This window comes from Streptomyces albus subsp. chlorinus, from assembly GCF_013302895.1.
GTDB lineage: Bacteria > Actinomycetota > Actinomycetes > Streptomycetales > Streptomycetaceae > Streptomyces > Streptomyces chlorinus.
In genome coordinates this window covers 1,910,063-1,914,117 of sequence record NZ_VJOK01000001.1, presented here as the reverse complement: position 1 = coordinate 1,914,117, position 4,055 = coordinate 1,910,063, and the positions used below count along the sequence as shown (strand labels likewise).

Annotated in this window: 4 protein-coding genes; all 4 read right to left on the bottom strand. The window is 71.5% G+C overall.

Annotated features, from left to right (window positions below):
• On the bottom strand, positions 1–240 hold a 240-nt coding region (locus FM076_RS08640), incomplete at its 3' end, for a biotin/lipoyl-containing protein (RefSeq protein ID WP_345944928.1).
• Positions 241–303: 63 nt separating this feature from the next.
• The gene (gene lpdA / locus FM076_RS08635; protein ID WP_173869335.1) at positions 304–1,710 is read right to left on the bottom strand and encodes a dihydrolipoyl dehydrogenase; all 1,407 of its coding nucleotides are present in this window, start codon (positions 1,708–1,710) and stop codon (positions 304–306) included.
• Positions 1,711–2,182: 472 nt separating this feature from the next.
• A complete protein-coding gene (locus FM076_RS08630) occupies positions 2,183–3,751 on the bottom strand; it encodes a leucyl aminopeptidase (protein ID WP_173869334.1) in 1,569 nt (522 codons plus the stop codon).
• A 116-nt stretch (positions 3,752–3,867) separates the two neighbouring features.
• Positions 3,868–4,055: adenosylcobinamide-GDP ribazoletransferase (locus tag FM076_RS33525; protein WP_243274377.1), on the bottom strand; the 188-nt coding region annotated here is incomplete at its 5' end.

Genomic DNA, 4,055 nt, shown 5'->3' with positions numbered 1-4,055 from the left:
GGAGCCGTCGTCGATGACGGCCAGCTCGGCGCCGACCTCGACCGTCTCGTCCTCGGCGACCTTGATGGAGGCCAGGGTGCCGGAGGCCGGGGCGGGGATCTCGGTGTCGACCTTGTCGGTGGAGACCTCGAGCAGCGGCTCGTCGGCCTCGATGTGCTCACCCTCGGCCTTCAGCCATCGGGTGACGGTGCCCTCGGTCACGCTCTCGCCGAGCGCCGGCAGGGTTACGGAAACCGCCATGGTTTCTGGTGCTCCTTACAAAACTGTGCGGATGGGTCGCGCCCTGACTGGATGACTCGGCGGTCAGTCGTGGGAGTGCAGCGGCTTGCCGGCCAGCGCGAGGTGCGCCTCGCCGAGCGCCTCCGACTGCGTCGGGTGGGCGTGGATGAGCTGGGCCACCTCGGCGGGCAGCGCCTCCCAGTTGTAGATGAGCTGGGCCTCGGCCACCTGCTCACCCATGCGGTCACCGACCATGTGGACGCCGACCACGGCACCGTCGCGGACCTGGACGAGCTTGACCTCGCCCGACGTCTTGAGGATCTTGCTCTTGCCGTTGCCCGCGAGGTTGTACTTCAGCGTCACGACCTTGTCCGCACCGTACCGCTCCTTGGCCTGCTCCTCGGTGAGGCCGACGGAGGCCACCTCCGGGTTGCAGTAGGTGACGCGCGGCACACCGGCGTAGTCCACCGGCACCGGGTTCAGCCCGGCCAGCCGCTCGGCGACCAGGATGCCCTCGGCGAAGCCGACGTGCGCCAGCTGGAGGGTGGGGATCAGGTCACCGACGGCGGAGATCGTCGGGACGCTGGTGCGGCAGTACTCGTCGACCGTGACGAAGCCGCGGTCCATGGCGACCCCGGCCTCCTCGTAGCCCAGGCCCTCGGAGACCGGGCCGCGGCCGATGGCCACCAGCAGCACCTCGGCCTCGAACTCCTTGCCGTCGGCCAGGGTGACCTTGACCCCGTCGTTCGTGTACTCGGCCTTGTCGAAGAAGGTGCCCAGGTTGAACTTGATGCCCCGCTTGCGGAAGGCCCGCTCCAGCAGCTTGGAGCTGTTCTCGTCCTCGACCGGCACCAGGTGCTTGAGGCCCTCGACGACCGTCACATCCGCACCGAAGGACTTCCACACCGAGGCGAACTCGACGCCGATGACGCCGCCGCCCAGGATGATCGCCGACTTCGGCACCCGGTCCATGACCAGCGCGTCGTCGGAGCTGATGATGCGGTCGTGGTCGATGGTCAGACCCGGCAGCGTCTTGGGCACCGAGCCGGTCGCCAGCAGGATGTGGCGGCCCTCGTAGCGCTGGCCGTTCACATCGACGGAAGTGGGGGAGGACAGCCGGCCCTCGCCCTCCACGTACGTCACCTTGCGGGAGGCGACGAGTCCCTGGAGGCCCTTGTAGAGGCCGGAGATCACGCCGTCCTTGTACTTGTGGACGCCGGCCATGTCGATGCCCTCGAACGAGGTCTTGACACCGAACTCGGCACTTTCACGGGACTGGTCGGCCACCTCGCCGGCGTGCAGCAGCGCCTTGGTCGGGATGCAGCCCCGGTGCAGGCAGGTACCGCCCAGCTTGTCCTTCTCGATGAGGGCGACATCCAGACCGAGCTGCGCGGCGCGAAGGGCAGCGGCATAGCCGCCGCTACCGCCTCCGAGGATCACTAGGTCGAAAACGGTGCTGGCGTCGTTCGCCACGTCACGTCCTCCATGCATGGGTACGCCGTAGCCGGTCTCCTGTGACCGGGCGGCTTCAGGTTCGGCCGCTTTTGTGTGCTCGGCCCTGTATGCGCATTTTCCGCATTTCTGCGGATCGGCTTTTGTCAAGCCGTGCGGGGCCCTGTCCTGCCGGTCACCCATCTTCGCACTTGTTGACGGAAACCGGGACGCGGGGGCCCTCCGGGGGAAGCCGCACGCGGTGGCCGCGGGATCCCCGATTCCGCCGGACCCCCGCCGCGAGGATGCTCCCCCTCGGCAGCGGAGAGGGTGTGAGGGCTCAGCCCCCGCACCCCCTGGGGGAGTGGAGGCGGTCCCTCCACTCCCCGGGGAGGAAACTGAGACTTCGCCCACACCCCACGGAAAGCCGGAGCCCCGCCCCCACGGAAGCCGGAGCCCCCCACGGGAGCCGGAGCCCTGCCCCCCGGAGGCAGGCGGGGCTCCGCCCCGGGACCCGGCCGAGGGCCAGGACTCAGCCGAGGGCCAGGCCGCCCTCGGCCGCCTGCTCCGCGAGCCGGACCAGGGTGCGCACCGCCGAGCCGGTGCCGCCCTTGGGCGTGTAGCCGAACGGCGCGGACTCGTTGAAGGCCGGGCCCGCGATGTCCAGGTGCGCCCAGGGCGTGCCCTCGGGCACGAACTCCTTCAGGAAGAGCCCGGCCACCAGACCGCCGCCCATGCGCTCACCCATATTGGCGATGTCGGCGACCGGGGAGTCCATCCCCTTGCGCAGGTGCGCGGGCATCGGCATCGGCCAGGCGTCCTCGCCGGCCTCCTCGGCCGCCTCGTGCACCGCGCCGCGGAACGCGTCGTCGTTCGCCATGATCCCGAAGGTGCGGTTGCCCAGCGCCAGCACCATCGCGCCGGTCAGCGTCGCCACGTCCACGATCGCGTCCGGCTCCTCCTCACCGGCCCGGGTCAGCGCGTCCGCCAGCACCAGCCGGCCCTCGGCGTCGGTGTTGAGCACCTCCACCGTCTTGCCGCTGTACATGGTCAGCACGTCGCCCGGACGGGTGGCGGAACCGGAGGGCATGTTCTCGGCCAGCGCCAGCCAGCCCGTCACATTCACCTGGAGCCCCAGCCGGGCCGCGGCGACGACGGCGGAGAAGACGGCCGCCGCGCCGCTCATGTCGCACTTCATCGTCTCGTTGTGACCCGCCGGCTTGAGCGAGATGCCGCCCGAGTCGTACGTGATGCCCTTGCCCACCAGCGCCAGCGACGTCTTCGCCTTCGGGTGCGACCAGCCGATCCGCACCAGCCGCGGCGGCTGCGCCGAACCGCTGCCGACGCCCAGGATGCCGCCGTACCCGCCCTTGGCCAGCGCCTTCTCGTCCAGCACCTCGACCGTCAGACCGTGCGCCTTGGCCGCGGCCCGGGCCTCGGCGGCGAACGCCTTCGGGTCCAGCCCGTTGGCCGGGGTGTTGATCAGGTCCCGCGCCCGGTGCACCTCCTCGGCGACCACCAGCGCGCGGTCGGCCGCCGCCTTGTGCGCCTTGTCCCGCGGCTTCGCCCCGACCACGGCGATCTCGGCCAGCGGCGCGCTCTTGGCGTCGGCACCCTTCTTCCCGGCCCCGCCCTTGCCGCTCTCCTTGCCGCGGTACGCGGTGAAGGAGTACGCGCCCAGCAGCGCGCCCTCCGCGACGGCCGCCACCGCCTCGGCGTCCTCGACGGGCAGCGCGAACGCCGCCTTCCTGCTCCCCGCCAGCGCCCGGGCCGCCGCACCCGCGGCACGGCGCAGCACCTCGGTGCCGTACGGCTCCTTCTTCCCCGCCGCCTCACCGAGACCGACGGCCACCACGAGCGGCGCCTTCAGACCGCTCCCCGGCGCCGGGAGCTTGGTGACCTCTCCCTCGCCGCCGCTCGCGCCGAGCGTCTCCAGCGTCGCGGCGAGCTTGCCGCCGTACGCCTTGTCCACGGCCTCGGCGCCCGGCGCCAGGGTGAGTGACGCCTTCTTGCCGGCCGAACCGCTGGCGGCGACGCCGACGACGACAGCGTCCGCGCGCAGTGTCGCCGCGGACGAGGTGCTGAGAGTCAGTGCAGACACGTGGGAGAGACCTTCTTTCTTGAACGGCTCCGGAGCGCGGGGCGCCTCCGGTTTCGGACGCTCCGGGCATCGTATGCCCGCCCCGCGTGTCAAGGCGGGCGGGATCGAAAGCGGGATCAAAAGAGCGTCAGCACCACCAGCACACAGCAGACCGAGGTCTCGGCCACCGCCCCGAACACGTCTCCCGTCACGCCCCCGAACCGGGCCGTGCAGCGCCGCAGCAGCAACTCCCCGGCCACCAGGCCGAGTACGGCGGCGACCGCGAAGCGGGCGACGTGCGCGGGGAGCCCCGCGGCGGCGGCCC

Bases quoted from the DNA above. Each gene is read 5' to 3' on its own strand.
- lpdA (WP_173869335.1), bottom strand. From the start codon at position 1,710: ATGCATGGAGGACGTGACGTGGCGAACGACGCCAGCACCGTTTTCGAC.